20 protein-coding genes are annotated in these 26,908 nt (G+C 33.3%); 12 read left to right on the top strand and 8 right to left on the bottom strand.

Annotated features, from left to right (window positions below; genetic code table 11):
* The first annotated feature begins 14 nt into the window (after positions 1-14).
* From ACSSV5_RS08425 to ACSSV5_RS08415, 3 genes are all read left to right on the top strand, one after another.
* Positions 15-977, top strand: a complete 963-nt coding sequence (locus tag ACSSV5_RS08425; RefSeq protein WP_454245525.1) for an electron transfer flavoprotein subunit alpha/FixB family protein — start codon at positions 15-17, stop codon at positions 975-977.
* Between the two features lie 83 nt (positions 978-1,060).
* The gene (locus tag ACSSV5_RS08420) at positions 1,061-1,654 is read left to right on the top strand and encodes a bifunctional nuclease domain-containing protein (protein ID WP_454245524.1); all 594 of its coding nucleotides are present in this window, start codon (positions 1,061-1,063) and stop codon (positions 1,652-1,654) included.
* Positions 1,655-1,663: 9 nt separating this feature from the next.
* Complete coding sequence (locus ACSSV5_RS08415) at positions 1,664-3,151, top strand: NupC/NupG family nucleoside CNT transporter (RefSeq protein ID WP_454245523.1); 1,488 nt, start codon at positions 1,664-1,666, stop codon at positions 3,149-3,151.
* Positions 3,152-3,153: 2 nt separating this feature from the next.
* Here ACSSV5_RS08415 and rodA read toward each other — a convergent pair whose 3' ends face one another.
* The 6 genes from rodA to purH are packed head-to-tail and all read right to left on the bottom strand — an operon-like array spanning position 3,154 to position 10,200.
* Positions 3,154-4,410, bottom strand: a complete 1,257-nt coding sequence (gene rodA, locus ACSSV5_RS08410; RefSeq protein WP_454245522.1) for a rod shape-determining protein RodA — start codon at positions 4,408-4,410, stop codon at positions 3,154-3,156.
* Positions 4,403-6,292, bottom strand: coding sequence for a penicillin-binding protein 2 (gene mrdA / locus ACSSV5_RS08405; protein ID WP_454245521.1), 1,890 nt, complete (start codon positions 6,290-6,292; stop codon positions 4,403-4,405). Before mrdA ends, rodA begins: the two co-directional genes overlap by 8 nt.
* A complete protein-coding gene (locus ACSSV5_RS08400; RefSeq protein ID WP_211065371.1) occupies positions 6,292-6,789 on the bottom strand; it encodes a rod shape-determining protein MreD in 498 nt (165 codons plus the stop codon). Before ACSSV5_RS08400 ends, mrdA begins: the two co-directional genes overlap by 1 nt.
* Positions 6,782-7,591, bottom strand: a complete 810-nt coding sequence (gene mreC, locus ACSSV5_RS08395) for a rod shape-determining protein MreC (protein ID WP_454245520.1) — start codon at positions 7,589-7,591, stop codon at positions 6,782-6,784. Before mreC ends, ACSSV5_RS08400 begins: the two co-directional genes overlap by 8 nt.
* A gap of 10 nt (positions 7,592-7,601) precedes the next feature.
* A complete protein-coding gene (locus ACSSV5_RS08390) occupies positions 7,602-8,630 on the bottom strand; it encodes a rod shape-determining protein (RefSeq protein ID WP_454245519.1) in 1,029 nt (342 codons plus the stop codon).
* 37 nt (positions 8,631-8,667) lie between these two features.
* Complete coding sequence (purH, locus tag ACSSV5_RS08385) at positions 8,668-10,200, bottom strand: bifunctional phosphoribosylaminoimidazolecarboxamide formyltransferase/IMP cyclohydrolase (protein ID WP_454245518.1); 1,533 nt, start codon at positions 10,198-10,200, stop codon at positions 8,668-8,670.
* Between the two features lie 266 nt (positions 10,201-10,466).
* Between purH and ACSSV5_RS08380 the strand changes: the two genes are divergently transcribed.
* The 7 genes from ACSSV5_RS08380 to ACSSV5_RS08350 all read left to right on the top strand — a co-directional run bounded on the left by ACSSV5_RS08380 (position 10,467) and on the right by ACSSV5_RS08350 (position 17,877).
* Complete coding sequence (locus tag ACSSV5_RS08380) at positions 10,467-10,688, top strand: DUF2795 domain-containing protein (protein ID WP_073193496.1); 222 nt, start codon at positions 10,467-10,469, stop codon at positions 10,686-10,688.
* A gap of 413 nt (positions 10,689-11,101) precedes the next feature.
* A complete protein-coding gene (gene secA / locus ACSSV5_RS08375) occupies positions 11,102-14,467 on the top strand; it encodes a preprotein translocase subunit SecA (protein ID WP_454245517.1) in 3,366 nt (1,121 codons plus the stop codon).
* A gap of 13 nt (positions 14,468-14,480) precedes the next feature.
* Positions 14,481-14,969 carry a DUF4199 domain-containing protein gene (locus ACSSV5_RS08370; RefSeq protein ID WP_211065374.1) on the top strand — a complete coding sequence of 163 codons (489 nt, stop codon included), beginning with the start codon at positions 14,481-14,483 and terminating at the stop codon, positions 14,967-14,969.
* 47 nt (positions 14,970-15,016) lie between these two features.
* Positions 15,017-15,316 carry a thioredoxin gene (gene trxA / locus ACSSV5_RS08365; protein ID WP_454245516.1) on the top strand — a complete coding sequence of 100 codons (300 nt, stop codon included), beginning with the start codon at positions 15,017-15,019 and terminating at the stop codon, positions 15,314-15,316.
* Entirely contained in the window at positions 15,313-15,996 is a 684-nt protein-coding gene (locus tag ACSSV5_RS08360; RefSeq protein ID WP_454245515.1) for a head GIN domain-containing protein, read from the top strand. Before trxA ends, ACSSV5_RS08360 begins: the two co-directional genes overlap by 4 nt.
* A gap of 626 nt (positions 15,997-16,622) precedes the next feature.
* Entirely contained in the window at positions 16,623-17,498 is an 876-nt protein-coding gene (locus ACSSV5_RS08355) for a flavin reductase family protein (protein WP_454245514.1), read from the top strand.
* Positions 17,499-17,502: 4 nt separating this feature from the next.
* A complete protein-coding gene (locus tag ACSSV5_RS08350; RefSeq protein ID WP_211065377.1) occupies positions 17,503-17,877 on the top strand; it encodes a DUF3127 domain-containing protein in 375 nt (124 codons plus the stop codon).
* A 23-nt stretch (positions 17,878-17,900) separates the two neighbouring features.
* On the opposite strand, the gene ACSSV5_RS08345 is transcribed toward ACSSV5_RS08350, so the two are convergent.
* Positions 17,901-19,586 carry an ArnT family glycosyltransferase gene (locus ACSSV5_RS08345; RefSeq protein WP_454245513.1) on the bottom strand — a complete coding sequence of 562 codons (1,686 nt, stop codon included), beginning with the start codon at positions 19,584-19,586 and terminating at the stop codon, positions 17,901-17,903.
* Positions 19,587-19,730: 144 nt separating this feature from the next.
* Positions 19,731-21,122, bottom strand: a complete 1,392-nt coding sequence (gene lpdA / locus ACSSV5_RS08340) for a dihydrolipoyl dehydrogenase (RefSeq protein ID WP_454245512.1) — start codon at positions 21,120-21,122, stop codon at positions 19,731-19,733.
* Positions 21,123-21,337: 215 nt separating this feature from the next.
* Between lpdA and pruA the strand changes: the two genes are divergently transcribed.
* The gene (pruA, locus tag ACSSV5_RS08335) at positions 21,338-22,963 is read left to right on the top strand and encodes an L-glutamate gamma-semialdehyde dehydrogenase (RefSeq protein WP_454245511.1); all 1,626 of its coding nucleotides are present in this window, start codon (positions 21,338-21,340) and stop codon (positions 22,961-22,963) included.
* A gap of 718 nt (positions 22,964-23,681) precedes the next feature.
* Positions 23,682-26,417 (top strand): LuxR C-terminal-related transcriptional regulator, encoded by a 2,736-nt coding sequence (locus tag ACSSV5_RS08330; RefSeq protein WP_454245510.1) that lies wholly within the window; start codon positions 23,682-23,684, stop codon positions 26,415-26,417.
* Positions 26,418-26,908: the final 491 nt, after the last annotated feature.

Raw genomic sequence — 26,908 nt, 5'->3', positions numbered from 1 at the left:
AAAAAAACAAAATTATGTCAATACTTATATACGCAGAATCAGAAAACAAAAAGCTAAAAAAAGTGGCTTATGAAGTGGCTTCTTATGCGGCTTCAATCGCTGAAAAAACACAAGACGATGTTGTAGCAGTAACCATAAATGCTGAAAACACTGACAGTTTAGGACAATATGGTGTGAACAAAGTTTTAAATGTTCAAAATGAAAGTTTAGATAAATTTAATGTAGAAAGCTATTCAGAAATTTTGACCAAAGCTGTTAGAGAAACCAATGCTGACATTGTGGTCTTAAGCCAAAGTACTAATGCCAAATATATAGCACCTTTACTTTCGGTTGTTCTAAAAGCAGGTTATGCTTCAAATGTGGTTGAACTTCCTGAAACTGAAAATGGTTTTCAAGTCAAACGAAACGTATTTACCAACAAAGCTTTTGGTATGGCTGAAATCACTACAGATAAAAAAATTATCGGACTTTCTAGCAACGCTTTTGGATTGCATGAAAAAGAAACAAACGTTGAAACAGTCGATTTTAGTCCAGAACTTTCAGACACAAAAATTGAAGTTAAATCTGTCGATAAAAACAAAGATAAAGTTAGCATAGCCGATGCAGAAATAGTAGTTTCTGGCGGGCGTGGTTTAAAAGGACCAGAAAATTGGGGTATGATTGAAGAACTAGCCGAAGTGCTTGGTGCAGCTACGGCTTGTTCAAAACCAGTGAGTGATATGGGTTGGCGTCCACATAGTGAGCACGTCGGTCAAACAGGAAAACCCGTAGCTGCAAATCTGTACATTGCCATTGGAATTTCAGGTGCCATTCAGCACTTAGCGGGAATCAACGCTTCAAAAACAAAAGTAGTCATCAACATTGATGAAGAAGCCCCATTCTTTAAGGCTGCCGATTATGGTATAGTTGGCGATGCTTTTGAAGTTGTGCCTAGATTGACTGAAAAATTAAAGGAATTTAAGGCTAATAACGCTTAATTTTATAAATTGCACCTAAAATAGCGGTCTAAGATAAACGAGCAATTATCGTTGTTTTTTAGATCGTTTTTTATTTGAGTTTTATGGATTTAGTGCAATTAGACATTAAAGGAATTTCTTATAGTCAGACTCAGACTGGTGCCTATGCTTTATTGCTTAGCGAAATTGGTGGTTCAAGGCAATTGCCTATTGTTATTGGTGCTTTTGAAGCCCAATCTATTGCCATTGCTTTAGAAAAAGACATCAAGCCACCAAGACCATTGACCCATGATTTGTTCAAAACCTTTTCAGATAGCTTTGATATCACAATTCAAAAAGTCATTATTCATAAGCTTGTTGATGGTATTTTTTACGCCAGTTTAATATGTAAAAAGGGTAAAAATGAAAAAACTATCGATGCCAGGACAAGTGATGCTATTGCTTTGGCATTACGTTTTAAAGCACCTATTTTTACTTATAAAAACATATTGGATAAAGCAGGTATTCAATTGAAAACCTCAACATCTTCAAGCCAAACTCAATCCCCAAAATCAAAAGTTGAAACCGAAATTAAATCCAGTTTTGATTTAAAAAGTTTAAGTTTGAAAGATTTAAATAAATTACTTGAAGATGCCGTTCAAAATGAAGAATACGAAAAGGCAGCTCAAATTAGAGATGAAATATCCAAAAGAAGTTAAGTTATACATATGAAAATATACGCCTTTCTCCTTTTATGTTTTGTTTTGGTTATAACCACTTCAAAATTAAAAGCCCAAAACAACCAACTTGATTCTTTACAAACACAAAATGACAGCATCCAATCATTTACCTCAACAGAAAAAACACTAAAGATAGGTGATATTGAAAAAGCACCACAAAAAATTATTCCTATAGAAGGCTTTAGCTTTAAAAGTTTGTGGCGTGGTCTTTTAGGAATGTTTGTTTTGTTGGCTATTGCATTTGCTTTTAGTGCCAATCGAAAAGTCATCAGTTGGCGTACGGTTATTATTGGGTTAATTTTACAGTTGATATTGGCTTTTGGTATTTTAGAAATAGAATGGGTAAAAGCTATTTTTGATTTTGTCGGCAATATTTTTGTTCAAATCTTAAACTTTACAGCAGCTGGCAGCGAATTTTTGTTGGGTGATTTGATGGATCAAGACACTTATGGTTATATCTTTTTGTTTCAAGTTTTACCAACCATCATTTTTTTCTCGGCTTTAACTTCAATTTTATTTTATCTCGGCATCATACAAGTTGTTGTTCGTGGTTTAGCCTGGCTTCTTTCTAAAGCTTTAGGCGTTTCAGGTGCTGAAGCTTTAAGCGTTGCTGGTAATATTTTTCTCGGGCAAACCGAATCACCTTTAATGATAAAAGCTTATCTAGAACGCATGACACGTTCAGAAATTTTATTAGTAATGATTGGTGGTATGGCTACAGTAGCAGGTGGTGTTTTAGCTGCTTATATCGGTTTTTTAGGTGGTAATAATCCAGCTATGAGATTAGAGTTTGCAAGGCATTTATTAGCCGCTTCGGTAATGGCTGCACCTGGTGCTATTGTCATTTCAAAAATTCTTTATCCGCAACAAGCTAAAGTTGACAATTCAGCAGAAGTATCTATGGATAAAATTGGCTCTAATATCTTAGATGCCATTGCCAATGGCACAACCGAAGGCTTGCGATTGGCCGCTAATGTTGGTGCAATGCTATTGGTATTTGTGGCTTTAATTGCTATGATCAATTACGGGTTAGACGCTTTTGGCGGTCTTGTAGGTTTAAACGATTTTGTAGCTCAAAACACACCATATGAAAAATTTTCTCTCGAAGCTATATTAGGCACTATTTTTTATCCTGTAATGTGGTTAATAGGTGTTGCAAAAGAAGATTCAATGTTGATGGGACAACTTTTAGGTATAAAACTGGTTGCCAGTGAATTTGTTGGCTATATTCAATTGGCTGAGCTAAAGGATTTGGGTAGTGCTATTCATTTTAAATATGAAAAGTCTATCATTATGGCGACTTATATGCTTTGTGGTTTTGCCAACTTTGCTTCTATTGGTATTCAGATTGGTGGTATTGGGTCTTTAGCACCAGGGCAACGCAAAACTTTATCACAGTTTGGTATGCGTGCTTTGCTTGGTGGCACATTAGCATCACTGATGTCTGCAACAATAGCTGGAATGATTTTAGGCTGAGATTAGCTCCCCAATTTTTGTCTATCGGCATCAAGTTTTAAAAAGATAAAAATCAAAATTGTAAATCCCCATAAGCCTGAACCACCATAACTAAAAAAAGGCAACGGAATTCCAATGGTGGGAATCAATCCTGTAACCATCCCGATGTTTAGAAAAAAATGAATAAATATTATACCGAACACGCCATAGCCGTAAACCCGACTAAAAGTTCTTTTTTGACGTTCAGCAAGATATAGTATTCGACTTAAAAAAGCTACAAAAAGCAGAACAACAATTGCACTTCCAACAAACCCAAATTCTTCACCGACGGTTGTAAAAATATAATCAGTATGTTGTTCAGGTACAAATTTGCCCTGTTTTTGAGTGCCGTTTAAAAAACCTTTGCCTGTCAATCCACCACTTCCGATAGCCACTTCGCTTTGATATAAATTATAACCGCTACTTTTTGTGTCTGCATTAGGGTTTATTAGCACTTCAAAGCGTTCTTTTTGGTGGGGTTTCAATACTGAATTATAAATAAAATTCACACTAAAAATAAAGCCGAAACATAAAATACCTATTAAAACGGGTTTTAAAATACTGTTTTTCCTTTTTTTTCTAAAATAAATAATGCTTATAAAGATAAGGCCAAATACAATAGATGTAAGGGTTGAACCTAATACTAATACGCCTACAAAAATAGTTATAGCAAGTATAACACCCCAAATGTAAAACCCTGGCAAACCTTCTCTATATAAAGCTATAAGCAAAGAAAAATAAACCAAAGCACTACCTGTATCGGGTTGCAAAAGTATAAGTAAAACGGGAATAGCTATGATTAAAAAAACATTGACTTGATGTCTGAATTTGTTGATATTTACATTAAGACCACTTAAATATTTAGCCACGGCGAGAACAACTGTTGCTTTTGCAAATTCGGCAGGTTGCAAACTAAAACTTCCAAAAGAATACCACGCCGTTTGACCATTTATGGTTTTTCCAAAAAACAATAAACCCAGCAAAAGTACGAGAGAAAAAACATAAATGATAGAGCTGAAACGTTCATAAAATTTGCTTTCAATGGTTAAAACAAAAAGAATGATGACAAAACTTAAGATAATCCAAAGTAATTGTTTTCCATAAAAAGTAGATAAATCGAAGTAGTTCTTAGCTTCGGCGTCGGTCAAAGTTGTAGAATAAATACTCAACCACCCAAGTCCAACTAACAATGTAAAAAGCAAAATGCTTAACCAATCTATCTTAAAAAAAGTATTATTCATTGAGATTAAGATTCTCTAAAATGCTATCATTTTTGACCATAAAATCTATTTTTTCATAATCTTCTTTAGGGCTATTTTCTAAAAGCCAAGTTTCCATATCAGTTCTTGTAATTTTACCTTTTATGTATTTTTCAATCATCAAACTGGCTATTCTACCAGCATAACGCGAACCCCAATAGCCGTGTTCAATAAATACAGCAATAGCTATCTTTGGATTATCTACTGGAGCAAAAGCCACAAAAATAGAATGGTCTTTAAGTTGAACAACTTTACCATCTATTACTTTTTTGTTTTCTGCCGTTCCTGTTTTTCCTCCTATTTCTATGCCAGGGATTTGTAAATATTTTGCAGTTCCATATTTATAAACTTGATGCATCCCTTCTACAATAGGCTCAAAATGTTTTTTGTCAATTGTGGTGTAATGTTTTTTGGTATAAGTTGTATCTTTTATAGCATTGCCTTCAATAGATTTTAAAATATGCGGTTTGATATACCAACCTCGATTAGCAATAGCTGCTGTCATGTTTGCTAATTGAATAGGTGTAGCTAAAACTTCGCCTTGACCGATGGCATTTGAAATAGTGGCTGTTGCATACCATTTATAAGTCGGGTAATTATACATTCGGTTGTAATAGGATGAATCGGGAATAAACCCCTTACGACCAATGGGTAAGTCATAACCTAAATATTGACCTAAACCAAAACTTTTCAGATGATTGTGCCAAACTTCTATACCTTGTTGTGGAGTTTCAAAATTGTTGATAGTATTGAGATAAATTCGCGAAAAATAAGAATTACAAGAATGTGCAATTCCCGTTATCATATTGATAGGATTGGGATGATGATGACACCCTAATACTTTTCCTCTTGCGTATTGAAACCCACCGTAGCAAGTGTAGCTGTCCTTAATATCTACAGCACCTTCTTGTAAAGCTATAAGACCCGTCAAGACTTTAAAAGGCGAGCCTGGAGCGTATTGTGCTTGCAAAGCTCTGTTGTATAGGGGTTTGGTAATGGTGTCGTAATATAATTTCGTATAATTTCTCGATCGTTTTCTGCCAATAAGAAAACTTGGTTCATAAGTTGGTTCAGTGATTAAAGTCAATATTTCTCCTGACTGAGGCTCGATAGCAACAATTCCACCTCGTTTATTTTTCATCAATTTTTTGCCATAAGCCTGAAGTTTGGCATCAATAGCTATCGTTAAGTCTTTTCCTTTTTGAGGTAAGGTATCATATTGACCGTTTTTAAAAGAGCCTAAATCATTATTAAATCGGTCTTTTTGTATGTATTTTACACCTCTTACACCTCTTAATTTTTTTTCGTAATACTGTTCTACACCTTGTCGCCCAATTAAATCTCCAGAGTGATAGTAAGGTTTTTCTCTAATATCTTTATTGGAGACTTCTTGGATATATCCCAAAAAGTTTGCTCCTAAATCTAATTGATAATCTCTTAAAGAACGTTTTTGAATGTAAAAACCCTCAAATTTATACATGTTTTCTTGTAGATAAGCATATTCAGATTTTGTGAGTTGTGCGGTTATCAGCGAAGGTGCGTAATAAGAATATCGTTTGGCTTTTTCTATTCTTTTGATTAGCGTTTTTTTATCTAAACTTAAAAGCTTTGCTAATTCTACTGTGTCAAAAGCATCAAGGTCTCTGGGGACAAGCATGACGTCGTAGGCTGGTTGATTGCCAGCAAGCAAAACCCCATTTCTATCATAAATATAGCCACGTTGTGGATAATCGTATTCCACTTTAATAGCTAAGTTTTCTGATATATCTGTATAAGAATCACTAAAAACCTGAAGGTACAACAGTCTTATAAGGAATATTAGAGCTGAAAAAAAAATCAATATATATGGAAAAAATCTTCTCATTAGGGTTTAAATAATCTCAGAATTATTATAATTAAAATTGAACTAAATATACTTGAATATATAGTATTTTTTAAAATATCCAAGGCATAGTTTATGCTAAAATATTCCAAAGAAAACATTAAAAAATGATGTATTAACACCATCAACACCACGTAAATGATTTGTTTACTAAAATCTGCTTTTTTTAAATTTACACTATTGTAATCGTAGCTCAAACCAAATGACAATCTTAAAATAACTGGTCTAAGATAAGCTATTATCAAAGTGGAGCCAGCATGAACGCCACCAGTATCATTAAACAAATCTATCGTAATTCCTAAAACAAATGCTATGAGTAAAAGGTATAATCTGTTGATATCAAAGGGCAACATCAATATAAACATCATATAAATATAAGGATTAATATAACCTGACAAAAGCACATAGTCTAAAACAAGCACCTGAACGAGTACTAAAAGTATGAATTGTATGATATATTTTATATTAAAACTATTCATCATTCGTGTCTAATAAACGTTTGGCTTCTTTTATTTTTTTAGGAATTATAACATAGGCATGATTGATATTGGTCATGTCCTCAAATAGGTTGACTTCTATTTTGTAGTAGCCAATATTTTCATTTAGCTCATAATCTTTAATTAACCCAATTGGAATATTTTCGGGAAATATTAATGAGTTGCTACCCGTTACAATTGTATCGCCGACATTAAAACTTGCAGAGCGCGGCAGATCTTGAAGGTAAATAGTATTAGGGTTTGATCCATCCCACTGAAGTGAACCAAAATGGTTGCTGCCTTTTAATTTTGCATTGATTGATAAATTTGTATTAAGTATTGAAATAACTCTTGAATAGTTTTTAGTGCTTTTTTCAACAATACCAAGAATTCCGTTTGGTAAACTTATAGCATAATTTACATCAACGCCATCGCTTAAACCTTTATTGATGAGGACATAATTATCTACTTTAGAATATGAATTGGAAATGACCTGACAAGGTTTAAAAATATAAAGTGAATCTAAAAAAACAGTATCGTTTTCAGCAAGTTTGATATTATACAAACGTTGTTTCAAATAAATGTTTTCGAGCTGGAGTTTTTCATTTTCTATATCGAGCTCAAAATATTTAGTAAAATTATATCTCACATCTAATAAAAAAGCAGAAAATATATTAGTTGAAGATATCCATTTTGACTTGTGATAAGTGTGAGATTGAATAGTAAGCTGAATAGATATGACAAACAGCACAACAAATAAAATTCCTACTTTGTTTCGGATAAAGAACTTTATAATCTGCTGCATGCATATTCATTTATTTGATTAACACAGGCTTAAAGCGTTCAAGATCTTTTAGAGTAATGCCAGTACCTCTTACAATAGCTCTTAAAGGGTCTTCGGCAATAAAAACAGGAAGATCGGTTTTTTGAGAGAGTCTTTTATCTAAGCCTCTTAGCATAGAACCGCCACCTGCCAAGTAAATACCAGTATTGTAGATATCAGCTGCCAACTCAGGTGGTGTTTGAGACAAGGTTTCCATTACGGCATCTTCCACTCGTAGAATAGATTTGTCTAAAGCTTTAGCGATTTCACGGCTAGATATTTCTACTTGTTTTGGTTTTCCTGTCAACAAGTCTCGTCCTTGCACACTCATATCTTCAGGAGGAGTTTCCAAATCTTCTGTCGCCGCCCCAATTTGTATTTTTATCTTTTCTGCGGTTCGTTCACCTACAAAAAGATTGTGCTGCGTGCGCATATAATAGATAATATCATTGGTAAAAACATCGCCAGCAATTTTAACAGATTTGTCACAAACAATTCCGCCGAGTGCAATCACAGCAATTTCTGTGGTTCCACCGCCAATGTCCACAATCATATTGCCTTTGGGTTGCATGATATCAACACCAATACCAATAGCGGCAGCCATAGGTTCGTGAATTAAATAGACTTCTTTGCCATTAACACGTTCTGCACTATCTTTTACCGCTCGCATTTCCACTTCTGTAATACCACTCGGGATACATATTACCATGCGTAATGATGGTGAAAACAAGCGTTTTTTTAAGGCTGGTATTTCTTTGATAAACATGCTTATCATTTGCTCACTGGCATCAAAATCTGCAATCACACCATCTTTAAGTGGTCTAATGGTTTTTATATTCTCATGGGTTTTGCCTTGCATCATTGAAGCTTCTTTGCCAGCTGCAATAATTTTTCCAGACACACGATCTCTGGCAACTATAGACGGTGCGTCTATAACGACTTTATCGTTGTGAATAATCAGTGTATTGGCTGTTCCTAAATCAATCGCTATATCTTCGGTTAAAAAATCAAAAAAACCCATGCTTGTTGTTTAATAATCAATTGGCAAAAGTAATCAATTAATGTTTAAAATGTCGTATTCCTGTCATCACCATGCTCATATTATTTTCATTACAATAATTGATGCTCAATTCATCTTTGATAGAGCCACCTGGTTGTATCACGGCAGATATTCCTGCTTTATCAGCAATCTCTACACAATCTGGGAATGGAAAAAACGCATCACTGGCCATGACTGCTCCTTTTAAGTCAAATTTGAAATGCTTTGATTTTTCAATACTTTGCTTGAGTGCATCTACACGTGAAGTTTGTCCAGTTCCACTTGCAATCAGTTGTTTGTTTTTAGCTAAAACAATGGTATTAGATTTGGTATGCTTACAAATTTTTGAAGCAAAAACTAAATCATCTATTTCAGTATCAGACGGCGATTTTTGAGTTACTGTTTTAAAATGTTCTTTTTGGTCGGTTTTTAAGTCTCTGTCTTGAACCAAAACACCATTAAGACAAGTTCTGATCATTTTGTTTTTAAAAGCACTTTGTTTTAAAATAAGAATTCTTCTGTTTTTCTTTCCTTTTAAAATTTCAAGGGCTTCGTCTTCAAATTTTGGTGCAATGACGACTTCACAAAACAGCTGATGAATTTCTTCAGCTGTTGCTTTGTCTATTTTAGTGTTTGCAACTAAAATGCCACCAAAAGCCGAAACAGGATCGCCAGCCAGAGCATCTTTATAAGCTTCTAAAATTGTATCGCGTTGTGCCAAACCGCAAGCATTGTTATGTTTTAAAACGGCAAATGTTGGTGCTTCTCCTTGAAATTCGTTAATCAAATTTACCGCAGCATCTATGTCTAACAAATTGTTATAAGACAAAGCTTTGCCGTGCAATTGCTCAAAAACCTCATCAGAATTACCATAGAAATTTGCATTTTGATGTGGGTTTTCGCCATAACGTAAAGGTATAACCTCTTTTTTAGACAATCTCAACTCTGCATTGGTTTGGGGTTGATTGAGATATCCAAATATTTTAGTATCATAATGAGATGAAACAGCAAAGGCATTAACGGCAAAAGCTTTTCGCTCTTCAAAACTACTTTCAGCCACAGGCTTATTCAAAATATCTAAAACAGCTTGATAATCTGACTGAGAAGCCACACACAACACATCTTTATAGTTTTTGGCTGCTGCACGAATCAGTGAAATACCACCGATGTCTATTTTTTCAATAATATCTTCATGATTTGATCCCGAAGCTACCGTTTCTTCAAAAGGATAAAGGTCAACAATGACCAAGTCTATTTCGGGGATGTCAAATTTGGTTAAAGTTTTTTTGTCACTTTCATTATCTCTTCTGCTTAAAATGCCACCAAAGACTTTTGGGTGAAGCGTTTTAACACGACCTCCGAGAATGGAAGGATAATTGGTAAGACTCTCTACAGCAGTTACCTTAGCACCACAAGATTCTATAAATTTTTGAGTGCCACCTGTAGAATATATTTGAATATTGTGTTTTTTTAAAGCTTCGATAATCGGCTCTAATCCATCTTTGTGAAATACAGAAATCAGAGCAGATTTTATAGGTTTTTGAGGATTCATAAGACTGTAAAATAGGTTTTTGCAAAGCTAAGTTTTTATAACTAAAAATGGCGTTATTTTAAACTTCAAATTGAACGTTTTCAAACAAAAATTAAAATTAATCATTCATATGCTTTGGATATTTTAACTTAAACCTTTTTATATACTGATATTCAGTTATTTACAGCACCATTTGAATAATTTAGAAATCTTTTAAAATAATCATCAAAAAACTTGCATTTTACGTCAAAAAATCTATTTTTGCAGAAATATTAAAATTTAAAGAAATGTACTGGACTTTAGAGTTAGCGTCATATTTGAGTGATGCTCCTTGGCCGGCAACCAAAGACGAATTGATAGACTATGCCATACGAACTGGTGCACCTCTTGAAGTAGTAGAAAATTTACAGTCTATTGAAGATGAGGGTGATACTTACGATTCTATTGAAGAAATTTGGCCAGATTATCCTACTGATGAAGATTATCTCTGGAACGAAGATGAATATTAAATGATTTTCAAATAATTTAGTTATCCAAAGTCTCTTCAAAGAGACTTTTTTTATAAAATTTTTACATTTAATAAGATAATTTTGATGTCACAGCTTTTGGCAAAACCAAATGTTTCATCATCGAACCTCTCGACAAGATTGAGCAAATTTAGTCGAGATGTAACTTGCTCTCCACTCCTATAGAACTTAAACAAAATGATTTCAATATCAATATGTTAACTAAAAATTAATTCACATAGGGTAGGTAAAATCTTTTGAACACGCATGAGTTCTCTTTCAAACAAATTTCTGGTTTTAACACAACCTTGACAATTTGGCACAAAAAAAGATTAATCAACTAAATTTTAACGCAACTGACAATCTTAGCATACTTTTTGTTTTAACTTTGAAACTGCAAAAATTTATAATCCATTATGGGCATTTTAGATACCGTACTTAAAACTTTTGTTGGTGATAAAACCAAGAAAGACCTTAAACAAATATATCCAATTGTTGATCAAATCAAATCTTATGAGTCTGAACTCGAGAAACTTGATTTAGAACAGCTTAGGCAAAAAACACTTGATTTTAAAGCTAAAATTAAAGCGGCTAACGCAGAAGAGTTAGACAAGATTGAAGCACTAAAAAAAGAGGCCGATACTTGTGAAGATATCGATGAAAAAGAAAATATTTATACCCAAATAGATGACTTAGAAGACGTGGTCTATAAAAATTCTGAAAAAGTTTTGGATGACATTATGCCTGAAGCTTTTGCCGTTGTTAAAGAAACCGCCAAACGCTTTTTTCACAACACTGAACTTCGTGTAAAAGCTACAGAATTTGATCGTGAGCTTTCTGCTGAAAAAGACTACATCAATCTTGATGGTGATTACGCTATCTGGTCTAACTCTTGGGATGCCGCTGGAAAACCAATCACTTGGGATATGATACATTACGATGTGCAACTTATCGGCGGTATCGTTATGCATCAAGGCAAAATAGCCGAAATGCAAACAGGTGAAGGAAAAACCTTAGTAGCGACTTTACCGATGTATCTCAACGCATTGACGGGCAACGGTGTTCATCTCGTCACAGTCAACGACTATTTGGCTAAACGTGATAGTGCTTGGATGGCTCCAATTTTTCAATTTCACGGCTTGAGTGTTGATTGTATAGACTACTACAAACCCAACTCTGCTGAACGTCGCCGAGCTTATAAATGCGATATCATTTACGGAACAAACAACGAGTTTGGCTTTGATTATCTCCGTGATAACATGAGCCATTCAACTGATGATTTGGTGCAACGCAAACACAATTATGCCATTGTTGATGAGGTCGATTCGGTTTTAATTGACGAAGCTCGAACACCCTTAATCATTTCTGGTCCAGTTCCTAAAGGAGATGTGCATGAATATGACCAACTGAAACCTAAAATCAATCAGCTTGTTGAGATTCAAAGAAAATTCTTAGTCAAAGAACTTGCCGAAGCTAAAAAACTCATTGCTAATGGCGATACTAAAGAAGGTGGTCTGAAACTTTACCGAGTCTTTAGAGGTTTGCCTAAAAACAAAGCTCTCATCAAATATTTGAGTGAAGAAGGCATCAAACAACTCTTGCAAAAAACTGAAAACCACTACATGCAAGACAACAATCGCGAAATGCCAACCGTTGACAAAGACTTGTATTTTGTGATTGAAGAAAAAAACAACCAAATTGACTTAACCGACAAAGGTGTCGATTTTCTATCAGGAGAAGATGACCCTGACTTTTTTGTGATGCCCGAAATAGGAACAGAAATCGCTAAAATAGAAAATGAAGGGCTTTCTAAAGAAGAAGAAATTCAAAAGAAAGAAGAACTTTATAGAGATTTTGGCGTAAAAAGTGAACGTATTCACACTATGCGTCAATTGCTAAAGGCTTACACGTTATTCGAAAAAGACACCGAATATGTAGTCATGGACAACAAAGTGAAAATTGTTGATGAGCAAACTGGTCGTATCATGGACGGACGCCGATATTCTGATGGTTTACATCAAGCTATTGAAGCTAAGGAAAATGTAAAAATTGAAGATGCCACCCAAACTTTTGCAACTATTACTTTGCAAAATTATTTCCGAATGTATAGTAAACTGTCAGGGATGACAGGAACAGCGGTAACCGAAGCTGGCGAGTTTTGGGAAATTTACAAACTGGATGTGATTGAAATTCCGACCAACAAACCCATAGCACGAGACGACAAGGAAGATATGGTTTACAAAACCAAACGCGAAAAATATAACGCCATTATAGACGATGTTGTCAAATTATCAAAAGCAGGAAGACCAGTATTGATAGGAACAACTTCTGTTGAAATTTCTGAATTGCTTAGCAAAATGCTCAACATCAGAAAAATTAAACACAACGTTCTTAACGCCAAATTACACAAACGCGAAGCCGAGGTCGTTGCCGAAGCTGGAAAAAGCAGTGTGGTAACCATAGCGACCAATATGGCTGGACGTGGTACAGATATAAAACTTACCGATGAAGTTAAAAAAGCTGGTGGTTTAGCCATCGTCGGAACAGAACGCCACGATTCTAGACGTGTGGACAGACAGTTACGCGGGCGTGCAGGTCGTCAAGGAGACCCAGGAAGCTCACAGTTTTATGTCTCTCTTGAAGACAACCTTATGCGTTTATTTGGTAGTGAACGTATTGCCAAACTCATGGATCGTATGGGGCTCAAAGAAGGCGAAGTGATTCAGCATAAAATGATTTCAAACTCTATTGAACGTGCCCAGAAAAAAGTAGAAGAAAATAATTTTGGTATTCGTAAACGTCTTTTAGAATACGATGATGTTATGAACGCTCAACGTGAGGTGGTTTACAAACGTCGTTTTCACGCATTATTTGGCGAACGCTTGCGTATAGATATTGCCAATATGATTTACGATACAGCAGAAAGCATTGTCAACATCAACAAACAAGCAGAAGATTATGCCAATTTTGATTTTGAACTCATCCGCTTTTTCTCTATGGAATCACCTGTTGATGAAACGGAATTCAAAAAAACATCTATAGACAAGCTTATTGATAAAGTTTACGAAACAGCTTATAAACAGTATGAAGAAAAAATGGTTAAAAGTGCTGAGCAAGCTTTTCCAGTCATCAAACAAGTTTATGAAACTCAAGGCGATAAATTTGAACGTATTGCTGTGCCTTTTACCGACGGACAAAAAACACTTCAAGTTGCTACTAACTTGAAAAAAGCTTACGAAAGCAACGGTAAGCAATTGATAACTGATTTTGAAAAAAACATCACTCTCGCTATTATTGACGAAGCTTGGAAAAACCATTTACGCAAAATGGACGAACTCAAACAAAGCGTTCAATTAGCCGTACACGAGCAAAAAGATCCTTTGCTGATTTATAAGTTTGAAGCCTTTGAGCTCTTCAAAGTTATGCTTGATGAGGTCAATAAAGACGTGGTATCATTCTTGTTTAAAGGAGAATTACCTGAAAGAGACAACACCCATATTCAAGAAGTTAGACAAACCCGCCGACCTGAAAAAGTTCAAACCCGAAAAGACGAAATTCAAAATCTAGATGAACGTGCAGCCGCTTCAAGACAGGCTGGTCAAAATGCTAGCAACCAAGGCAATCAAGTTGTAGAAACTATAGTTAGAGACAAACCTAAAATAGGAAGAAACGATATTGTGACCATTAAAAATATTGAAACTGGGGAAAACAAAAGCTTAAAATATAAAAAAGCTCTTCCTATGCTCAATCAAGGCCAATGGGTTTTGGTTGAACAAAATTAAGCCTAATAAAGTCATGGAAAAATTTAAAATTGAATTCAAATGGGCATCGATTTTTACTGGCATTAATTTGATTTGGATTTATATTGAAAAATATTTAGGGCTACATGACAAATATATCGATTACCAGTCTATTGTAAGTCTCGTTATGCTACTTCCTTTAAGTTTGTGTATTTATATGAGTTTAAAACAAAAACGCGAAGACTACTATAAGGGCGAAATGACTTGGCAAAAAGCTTTTATTTCTGGTTCATTATTGAGTCTGCTCGTGGCAGGTTTATCGCCAGGACCCGTTTATGTGATGTCTCAATATGTCTCTCCAGACTTTTTTGAAGTGGCAAGAACGACCAATGTAGCAAGAGGAATGAGTGAAAAATTTGCTGAGCAACTTTTTAATCTAAACACTTATATCAGTCAAGCCATAATGTTTTACTTAGCCTTTGGCGTTATGATTTCAGCTGTGATTGGATTAGTTGTAAAACGTCAATCAACTCAAAAGTCTTAAAAGCTAAAGTTCAACTTAATTTTTATATTTAACATTAAAAAAAGAAAATGAATTCAAATTTTAACAGCATTATTAAAAGTAAAACACCTGTTTTAATTGACTTTTATGCCGATTGGTGTGGACCATGTAAAATGTTAGCACCCATTTTAAAAGAGGTGAAATCTGAATTAAAAGACAACATCAAAATCATTAAAATTGATGTTGGCAAAAATCAAAATTTAGCAGCACAATATCAAGTTCGCGGTGTTCCTACAATGATTTTGTTTAAAGACGAAAAACCCGTTTGGCAACAAAGTGGCGTTTTACAAAAGCAAGATATTATTAATATAATTAATCAACACTCATGAAAAATTTAGTTATAATTTTAATAGGTTTTTTACCTGTTTTAGGATTTACACAAACCGAAGAAGTTGTTATCAATAAAAACATTCAGGCTCTTAGAATTTCAGCAGGCATACAAGTTGAATTAACGACCAACGCTAAAGTCAACAAAATTGAAGCTGACAAACGTGTTTTGGAAGCCATAAATTATAAAGTTAGCGACTATGAACTCAAAATAGGTTTATCATTAGAAACTATTTTTGACGGTGATTTTCCTTTAAAACTTAAAGTTTACACTAAAAATATTGATCGACTTAATGCCGTTCAAGGTTCTACAGTAGAAATTCAAAACCTGATTAAAACAGACCGATTTTTTGTTCGTGCTACCGAAGGCTCAATTGTATCTGGCGAGTTTAAAACGCAATCTCTTGAGCTCAAAGCACTTTCAGGCGGAATCATTGACATTAGCGGAAAAAGTAAAGATCAAGATGTATTAGTCAATACTGGCGGTGAATACAAAGGGAAAAAATTAAAAACCGAAAACACAACTGTTAAAGTTACTTACGGAGGCAATGCGGTTGTTTTTGTTACAGAAAACTGCGAAGCCAAAATTGTTGTTGGTGGCAATATTGATGTTTATGGCAATCCAAAGTATGTGAATGAAAAAACCACTTTTGGTGGTGAAGTTAATATTTTTAAAGACTAATAAAAACTGATGCCTTAACTCAGTTTTTTAACATAACTAAAACATTAGTTAAAATAACTTGAGTTCGATTTATAGAAATCTATAAATCAGAGGATTACATTTTTTTGTTAGCAAATTTTGACATTTCGAGCTTTTGGAAATTTTGAATTTCATTTAATGAAAAGCGACATTTTATGAGTTAGAATCGAAAAAATCGGTCTACAAAAACTTATCGTAAAATTTGAAGTGAGTCTCGCACGTGCGGGATAGGCATTGAACGATAAATTTAGATAAATATTTGTAAGCCTAGACTTTTTTGTTGAAGCCTGTCCTGAGCACAGTTGAAGGGTTTTGGGCGATGCAAAAAAGAAAAGAATAAACGTTGTAATTATCTAAATATGTGTATATTATAAAAAAAAACGTCATTGGTACGAAGAATGAGGATAAATCTCATCCTACTGAGATGTCTCGTCGCTTATGCTTCGCTCTGCTGATATGACAAATGATTAAATATCTGTATTTTATATGAATATATTTTATTGGAATTTATATCGAACTCACGTTAAAATAAATCAAAACAGAAATATCTTAGCACAGAGCTATATCTTAAAGTGAATGTTTTAACTTTGTAAGACAAATTTTAAAAAATGATAAGTTTTAATTCATCCGATTTAGAAACACCAGAAATTTATGCATACTTAGTTGCTGCCGTTGGTCCAAGACCTATTGCTTTTGCAAGCACTTTGAGCAAAGATGGTACTCCAAATTTATCACCGTTTAGTTTTTTTAATATGTTTAGTTCCAATCCACCAGTATTGATTTTTTCACCATTAAGGCGGATGAGAAACAACACAACAAAACACACGCTTGTCAATTGTAAAGAAATCAAAGAAGTTGTTATCAATATTGTTAATTATGATATTGTTCAGCAAATGTCTTTGTCAAGCACAGAATATAACGAAGGTGTTAACGAATTTGTAAAAAGCGGTTTAACGATGCTTAAATCTGATATTGTTAAGCCTTTTCGGGTTGAAGAATCTCCTGTTCAATTTGAATGTAAAGTAAAAGATATTATTGAGTTAGGTCAAGAAGGAGGAGCTGGAAATTTGATTGTTTCAGAAGTCGTAAAATTGCATATATCAGAATCTGTATTAGACGAAAACGGAAAAATAGATCAGTACAAGTTAGATCAAGTGGCTAGAATGGGAGGGAATTGGTACACAAGAGCCAACAGAGGTATGTTTGAAGTGCCAAAGCCTTTGTCGCAATTGGGTATAGGCGTAGATCAAATCCCTCAAAACATCAAAAACAGTAAAATTTTAACTGGAAATGATCTCGGTAAGCTTGGTAATGTTGAGACTTTACCAGAAAAACATCAAATAGATGAATTTTTGAAAGAAGAACATCTGCTTGAATTTGTTAAACATTCTGATGATACAGGATTACACCAAAAAGCTCATGAATATTTAAAAGGAGATGATACCTTTGCAGCTTGGTGTATTTTATTATCAAAAAAATCATAATATTATGGAAGTAGAAGGCAAAATAAAAGTAATTGGCGAAACTAAAGAATACGGAAGCAACGGTTTTCGCAAACGCGAAGTCGTCATCACAACAGAAGAGCAATATCCACAGTTTTTGAACATTGAATTTATTCAAGACAAAACCCAATTAGTTGATAAATTTTCTGTAGGTGAAAACGTGAAAATCGGAATTAATCTTAAAGGTCGAGAATGGGTGAGTCCACAAGGCGAGACCAAATACTTTAACTCTATTCAAGGTTGGCGAATAGAGCGTTTAGACCAAAGCCAAAATCAAGATGCTTCAATTCCGCCAACAGATCAATTTGAACCTGTAGATGATCTTAACGAAGAAGATCCTGAAGATGACTTACCGTTTTGATTTGTATAAAATTCTTTTGAAGTCTAATCAACAACTTTAATCAAAGTATCTTTTGAATTTGTAGTAAAGCCAAGCTTAGAATTTATACTTATTGTAAAAGTATAAATGCTGGTGTTTAATGTTTCAGGTACTTTAAAAGTTGTTTTTAAAGTTTTGATTTCATTTGCCTTTAATGTCTTAAGCTCTGGCAAGACTAAACGCACAGATTCAAATTTTGTTGGGTCGTCTTTTAAAAAAGCAATGTAAAAACTAAGAGGCATTTGTTTATCATCAAAGCGATAGTCAATATTGGTTGTGTTTGAAATTTCTAAAATGATATCATAAGTTTTCCCCTTTTTCAAAGTCTTATCCTTTATATCATATTTAATTTTGATATATCTTGAATCTTGATAGTAATCAACAAACCAACCTTTAAAAAGATTATCATTAAATTGATATTCAGAGGCGTAATGTGAATTCATATCATATATAAAAACTTTTTGTCCAAAATATTTTTTCTCCCAAGCCCACAATTCAAATTGGGTATGTCGTTTTCTATAAAAAGGTTTATTAGCCACTTTGGCTTCTGAGTTTGCAAAATAATAGGTCGCAGGTTTTTGAAAAGAACCTTTAAATATGACGGGTTTATCTTCTACAAATTCTTTCATTGTCTGGTAGTAAGATGTTTTATTGTCATCAAAACTCTGAGCTGGTAGTTTGTCTAACGAAATTAAAACTCTAGCTACTAAAACTAAACCAACCAAACTGACTACAACATATTTTATGGTATTATAAGATTGCGACAACTGGAGTAAATAGGGATAAACAATATAAATTATAGGAATACTTACAATAGTTGTCCAATGAGCCTCAACTCGACCTTTCAAAGTCATCAAGGTGAAAAATAATAGAATGCCAGCACCGACGAATCGCATAGTTTTTTTAAAATTATCATTTTCCTTTTTATTGAAAATTAAAATCAAAAACAAACTCAAGAAAAAAGGATTAAAAACAGCAAACTGTCCTGGTATAAATTCTAAAATGTATTTTATTTTAAAACCTTGAGAGCGATCAACTAAGTGGTATTTGAATGAAATAAAATCGTTTTGAAATAGCCAAATAAAATGTGGCAAAACAAGTATCAAAACCATTACAAAGAGAAACCAAAATCGCTTTTGCTTGATAAGTCGCCAATGCAAAACCAAAACTAAAAATATAATCAAAAAGGCGTGGTATTTGCTATAAATCATACCAGCAACAGTAATGGCTAACAAAAAGATGTCTGATGCTTTTCTTCGGGTTAAAAAATGCTTAAAAGCCCAAGTAAAGCCTGCAAAAAAGAAAAGTAAGGCTGTATCGGGTGCGGTCAAAAAACCATATACAGAAAACATCGGCAAACTAAAAGCCAATCCATAAAAGTACAAAACTTGTGAAGTAGTTTTTCTGTATTTATCATCTAAGGTTTGCCAAATTATCCAAACGGTTAATGTATGAACAACAACACTAAAAAAGCGTACTGCCCAAAGATCGTTAAAAAATAAGTCTCCAAGATAGGTTAACACTGCTACCATTGGCGGATGATCAAAATATCCCCAATCTAAATATTGACCCCAAACATAATAATAGGCTTCGTCGTGCTTTATACCTGTTGTTGAGATTTGAATTAAATCAATAATAAACCAAAGCCCAAGTAAAATATAAAATAGCGTTTTGCTATTTAAGGGTTTCATAAACAAATAACTGAATTAATTTTTTATTAATTAGACAAAATAAAAAGACGACTTAACAAAAAGATTTAAGCTTAAAAACCTGCAATAAGTTTTTGTAGATACAAAAAAATCCAAGGGAATTAAAATCCCTTGGAGAAGTGTTTTTTATAGGTGAATAACCTCGCCATAAGCATCAGCAACCGCTTCCATAACGGCTTCACTCATGGTTGGGTGAGGGTGAATAGCTTTTAAGACTTCATGTCCTGTAGTTTCCAATTTACGAGCTACAACAGCTTCGGCAATCATATCGGTCACACCAGCACCAAGCATATGGCAACCGAGCCATTCGCCGTATTTAGCATCAAAAATCACTTTCACAAAACCGTCTTTAGTGCCAGCTGCACTGGCTTTACCAGAAGCTGAAAATGGGAATTTGCCAACTTTAACTTCGTAACCTGCATCTTTGGCTTGCTTTTCAGTCATACCAACGCTTGCTATTTCTGGATTAGAATAGGTACATCCAGGAATATTGCCATAGTCAATCGGTTCAACTTTTTGTCCAGCAATTTTTTCAACACATAAAATGCCTTCAGCAGAGGCGACGTGAGCTAAAGCTGGACCGTGAGTAACATCGCCAATGGCGTAATAGCCTGGGACATTGGTTTGGTAATAATCATTAACTACAATTTTATCTTTATCGGTTTTGATGCCTACATCTTCTAAACCTATGTTTTCGATATTGGTTTTAATACCTACTGCAGACAAAACGATATCGGCTTCTAATGTTTCTTCGCCTTTTTTGGTTTTTACTTTAGCTTTGACTTTTTTGCCTGATGTATCTACGCTTTCTACAGAAGAATTTGTCATGATTTTAATCCCGCGTTTTTTGTAAATGCGTTCAAATTGTTTTGAAACTTCTTCATCTTCAAGAGGAACAACATTTGGTAGAAATTCCACAATGGTTACATCAGTTCCCATATCGCTGTAAAAACTAGCAAACTCAACACCAATGGCACCCGAACCAACAACTATCATAGATTTGGGTTGTTTGTCTAATGTCATGGCTTTTCGGTATTCAATCACTTTTTCGCCATCAATAGGTAAATTAGGTAATTCTCTTGCATGTGCACCAGTAGCTATAATGATATGGTCAGCTTCGTAGTCTGTGGTTTTGTCTTTGTTATCTTTTACGCTAACTTTTTTTCCTTTTTTAACTGTGCCATAGCCTTCAAGGACATCAATTTTATTTTTTTTCATTAAAAACTGAACGCCTTTACTCATCCCGTTGGCGACTTCACGGCTACGCTTGACCACAGCAGAAAAATCTTTATCGGCTTTTTCAACTTTTAAGCCGTAATCTTCAGCGTGGTTCAAATAATTAAAAACTTGAGCGCTTTTTAGTAAAGCTTTTGTTGGAATACAACCCCAATTCAAACACACACCACCGAGGCTTTCTTTTTCTACAATTGCTGTTTTTAGACCCAACTGCGAAGCTCTTATGGCTGTAACATATCCGCCAGGACCGCTTCCTACTACTATGACATCATACTTACTCATGTTAAAATATTTTCTGATTATTAGAATTTGCAATTTACTAATATTAGAGATAATGAGTGTTATTTTATATCTTTTTTAGTGGTTTACAGTGTAAATTTTAAAACGTTAAAATCTCTCTTTAACTTTTAGAAAACCTTATCAATTTAATATTCTTAGTTGTTGTAGATTTTTTATCTTTAGACACTTTCAAAATAAAATTAAAAACTTAAATAATTATGGGAAAAGGATTTTTTCAAGTGCCACCAGCGGTCAATGAACCTATTAAGTCTTACGCTCCAGGTACACCAGAGCGAGAAGAAGTATTGCAAACGTATAAAACTATGTATGAGTCTCATATAGAAGTACCTCTGTACATAGGAAGCCAACAAATTAAGTCAGGCAATACAAAACCGATCAATCCACCTCACGACCATCAGCACGAAGTTGGTGTTTATCACAATGCAGAACAAAAACACGTACAACAAGCTATTGACGAAGCATTAAATGCCAAACAAGCTTGGGCGGATTTACCTTGGGAGCAACGTGCAGCTGTATTTCTTAAAGCTGCAGATTTAATTTCAGGACCTTATCGTCAAAAACTCAACGCTGCAACTATGATTGGTCAAGGCAAAAATGTTTTTCAAGCCGAAATAGATTCTGCTTGTGAGATTTCTGATTTCTTGAGATTTAATGTAGAATATATGAGTCAGATTTTTGAAGAACAACCAGAATCTGATTCTGAAGCGTGGAATCGTGTTGAACACCGACCTCTTGAAGGTTTTGTTTATGCTATTACGCCTTTTAATTTTACGGCAATTGCTGGAAACTTGCCTACTAGTGCTGCGTTGATGGGCAATGTTACGGTTTGGAAACCTAGCGACAGTCAAATATTTTCTGCCAATGTTTTAATGGAAGTTTTTCAGCAAGCAGGTATTCCTGACGGTGTTATCAATATGATTATTGGTGATCCTGAAATGATTACAGATACCATTTTGGCTCACGAGGAATTTTCGGGTATTCACTTTACAGGAAGCACGACTGTTTTTAAAGGAATTTGGTCAAAAATTGGTCAAAATATTCACAACTATAAATACTACCCAAGAATTGTGGGTGAAACTGGAGGCAAGGATTTTATTGTTGCTCACAAATCTGCCAATCCAAAAGTGGTTTCAACAGCTTTGGCTAGAGGTGCTTTTGAATATCAAGGTCAAAAATGTAGTGCGGCTTCAAGGGCTTACATTTCCAAAAGTATTTGGCCAGAAGTAAAAAAAATGTTGATAGAAGATGTCAAATCTTTTAAAATGGGTTCACCAGATGATATGAAAAATTTTATCAACGCCGTCATTCATGAAGCTGCTTTTGATAAACTCGCAAAATACATAGATCAAGCCAAAAATAGTGATGAAGCTAAAATTATAGTTGGTGGAAGTTATGATAAATCTAAAGGCTGGTTCATAAACCCGACAGTGATTGAAACCACAAATCCGAAATATGAAACCATGGAAACCGAACTGTTTGGTCCTGTGCTAACCATTTATGTTTACGATGATGATAAATATGAAGAAACCTTAGATTTAGTCAATGATACAAGCATTTATGCGCTTACAGGTTCTATCATTTCAACTGATCGCTATGCGGTGGCTTTAGCTACCAAAAAACTTGAAAACTGTGCAGGAAATTTCTACATCAATGATAAATGTACAGGTGCTGTAGTCGGCAGACAACCTTTTGGTGGTGCAAGGTCAAGCGGAACTAATGATAAAGCAGGTTCTAAATTAAACCTACTGCGTTGGACTTCTCCACGATTGATTAAAGAAACTTTTGTGCCTGCAACAGATTATAGATATCCTTTTATGGGATAACAAGCTGAATTGACCTGATATTAAAACCCTACTGAGCTGTAAAAGTTTTGTAGGGTTTTTAAAATTTTAATAGATAAATATAATGATATTACGTGATTTGAAAACCTCTAATTCTAATGGTCTAATTTCGAGATTTAAGTCTCATAATTTTTTAGGGAAGAAAAGATATAGACCTTGGACAGTTATACAAAAAGAATTCTATCCAATCGCTTGACCTTGCATTCTGAGATGATAATCATTTAAAACCAATATAATCAAGGTGTTTTTTATGCTCTAAAGCGAGACCACATTTTTGTTGAAGACATCTTTTAGGCTTGTGCTATAGGTAAAAAATAAATATATTTACAAAACTATGGGATGTCATAAGTTCAATACTGATTTCTGTAATTTTTTAGTGGTTATTCAGGTTAACAAAAGATTCTATATACAAAAAATTGTGTAATCGTTTTTTATGCTAAGCATCTAGTTATGCTCGATACATACCTTGGTCAAAGCAATCCATTTGGACTGAAGTGCAAAGGTTATTATTTTGTGAGCCAGATACTGCTTTAAGCGTTGCATTAAAATATCTAACAAAAATTAAATTGTAACTTTGGGTAACAAAAGACCAATTTATATAAATTCATAAAAGGATGATCCATTAAACTTCTAAAGTTGAGATAGACTTTAATTCAAGCTATTAAAAGTGAAGTTTTACTTTAGCAAAATATTCAAATAAATGTTAATAATAAAAAATCTTAAGTTAGTAGTTCTGATTGTTTTATTTCCTTTTTATAGTTTTTATTCACAGGAATTGCTACCACCTATTACTAATTTTAGTCCAAATGTTTATAAAGCTGCTGCTCAAAATTGGGATATCGATATTGATGATAAAGGATTTGTTTACCTAGCAAATAATCAAGGTTTATTAAAATATAATGGATTAAGTTGGTCTATCTATGAATTGCCAAGAAACAATGTCGTTAGATCTGTGCATGCAAAAGATTCTCTCATATATACGGGTGCTTATAATGAGTTTGGTTATTGGAAAAAAAACTCTACAGGCAAACTGGTCTATAAATCCCTAAAAGATAAAGCTAAAGATTTTTCTGAAATTGATGAAATATGGCAGATTATATCAATTGGAGAACTCATTTATCTCAGATCTTTTGGAAAAATCTACGTTTATGATGGAGAAGAAATATCAATTGTTGCACAGATGAATCCAGAAGCTATGACGTCATTTCACAATCAATTGTATGTTTCAGATCGGCATAGAGGGCTTTGCGTATTAACGGATGAAGGATTTAAAGAATTGGTAGATCAAGATAGTCTTGGCGGAGAAAAAATTTTGGATTTTAGCACAATTGGGAACAAATTAATAATAGCTACAAAAAGTACAATTTATGAATATTCTGATTTAAAAATTAAACCCCTTGGAAACATTTCTCTATGGGAAAAATTAAAAAAATGGGAAATAAACAAAATAGAAGTCTTAGATTCTCAAACTATTGTGATAGGAACTGTTAAAAACGGAATAATTGCTTATAACTTAAATAATAATGACATTCAAGTATTAAATAGAATTAATGGATTGCAAAATAATACAGTCCTTTCTTTAGAGAGTTTTGATAAAATATTATGGATTGGTTTAGATTATGGAATAGATAAAGTTGAGTTGAGTTCACCTATTAAGCTTTTCACAGAAAGTACAGGTGAATTGGGAACCGTTTATGATGTAGATTTTGTAAAGAACAAGACCTATATTGGAAGCAATACTGGGGTTTATACTTTTAAAGACAAAAAACTAGAAATTTTGCCAGGTACCGAAGGTCATACTTGGAATCTTTATAACAATGAAGATACATTATATATCAACCACAATGCAGGGACTTTTTTTTATATAAACAACAAGCTTGAAAAGATTGAAACTAAAACAGGTAGCTTTAAGATTGAAAAATTACAAAACAAAAAAAAATCCGAATTTTTAATAGGAACTTATACAGGATTGAGACATTATAAAGACTCGATAAAAAACATCCCTAACTTAAATTTTCCTATTAAAGATTTTCAGTTATATAATAATTCAGATTTATGGTTATTAGGTCTTTATGAAGGTTTATATAAGGTTGAATTCGATTCTACTTTTAGCAAAGTTATTGTTGAAAAAGTTGAAATACCCAATGGTAAAATTGATGCAAATACAAGGATAATGAGTATCAAAAATCAGTTTACTGTTTTCAATAACGGCGAATGGTTCAAATACAATCCTTTTGAAGGTAAATTGGAAAGTTTTGAAGATTTTAATTTTTTAAAAAATAAAAAACCAATATTTAATGATGCTAAGATATTCTGGTTTTTAGATATAGAGAGTAAAACTTTTTATATGACAGATTTTGATGATTTTCATATAGACCTTAACTCAAAACAACTAAAAGACAGACTTGTCAAAAATTTCGAGAATATAATTTTTAAAAAAGATTCCATTTATTTGATAACTTTAAAAGACGGATTCTCTGAAATTGATCTCACTAAACTTGATCATCACATTCCTAATAAAGTTTATCAAAAACCTGAAGTTGTTGGAATCAGAAATGAAAAAGAAAGATTCAATTTAGACATTCAATATTTACCCTATAAAAAGTCAAGAGATATTTATATAGACATCGCTTATCCTTTTTCTATGAACATCGATTTAAAATATAAATTAAACTCTTATGAAACTTTAAAAAAAGGAACAATAAATGATGGTGTGATCAATTTTCAAAATTTAAATCACGGAGACTACGTGCTTCATTTTTATACTGAAGACACAAAACGAGGTATAGTAAACTTGAGTTCATATAAATTTACTATCTCTCCACCTTGGTATGCTTCTGTTTATATGAGGATAGTTTATGTTTTATTATGCTTATTGATAATTTATTTGATTTTTAAAATTAATAAATATAAACTAAAAAAACATAGGCAGAAATTAATTGCAGACTATGAAAGACATAAATTAGAAGAATCCAAAAGACAAGAAAAAGAAAAACTTATTGACAAGCTTAATTTTAAAAGTAAAGAATTAGCTAATACTACACTGACTTTAGCCAAGAAGAATGAAATCTTATTAGAACTTCAGAAAGAGATAAAAAATAATCAAGACGCTTTTAAAAATAAATATAAACTCAAAAATATATTGACTAAAATCAATAATGCTTTAAACAATAAAAATGAATGGGATGTTTTTGAAACTAACTTAAATGAAATTCATGACGAGTTTTTTAAAAAACTATTGAAATCATATCCAGATCTTACTAATTCAGACTTGAAACTCTGTGCTTATCTTAAAATGAATATGACCTCTAAAGAAATTGCTCCACTTTTAAGAATTTCACTAAGAGGTGTAGAAGTGCATAGATACAGGTTAAGAAAAAAACTTAACTTAAAAAGTAACCAGCATTTAAATAATTTTTTGATAAAAAATTTTTAAAATATCCGAGCAATATTTCTTTATTTTATACTGAATTTCAGTAAAATAAGTCAAAATAATAGATGGATAAAATTAGCCTATCATTTTCCTTGGGATGAATGTGTTAAAATTTATTCCAATTACTTATGGGAAAAAATTGAAATCATAGAAAATGGATAAATCCATTCACAATCAAATATTTGCAAACCATAACCAACGGTTTAAATCGTTGGCTATGGGAAATGCACAATCCTAAGCGTTTCAACGGTTTTAAATAGAATTATTCGTTCAAATTGGTATAAATTGACGTGAGTTCGATTTGTTGCAAACTGTAACTCAGATGATTGCATTTTTTTGTAAGCAAATTTTGTCATTTCGAACGAAGAATGAGGAGAAATCTCATCCAACTGAGATGTATCGTCGCTCATGCTTCGCTCTATCGACATGACAAATGATTAAATATCTGTATTTTATATGAATATATTTTATTGGAATTTATATCGAACTCACGT

It is taken from the genome of Psychroflexus sp. MBR-150, from assembly GCF_053628795.1.
The sequence above is the reverse complement of the archived record's forward strand: the minus strand, read 5'-3'. Positions and strand labels throughout refer to the sequence as shown.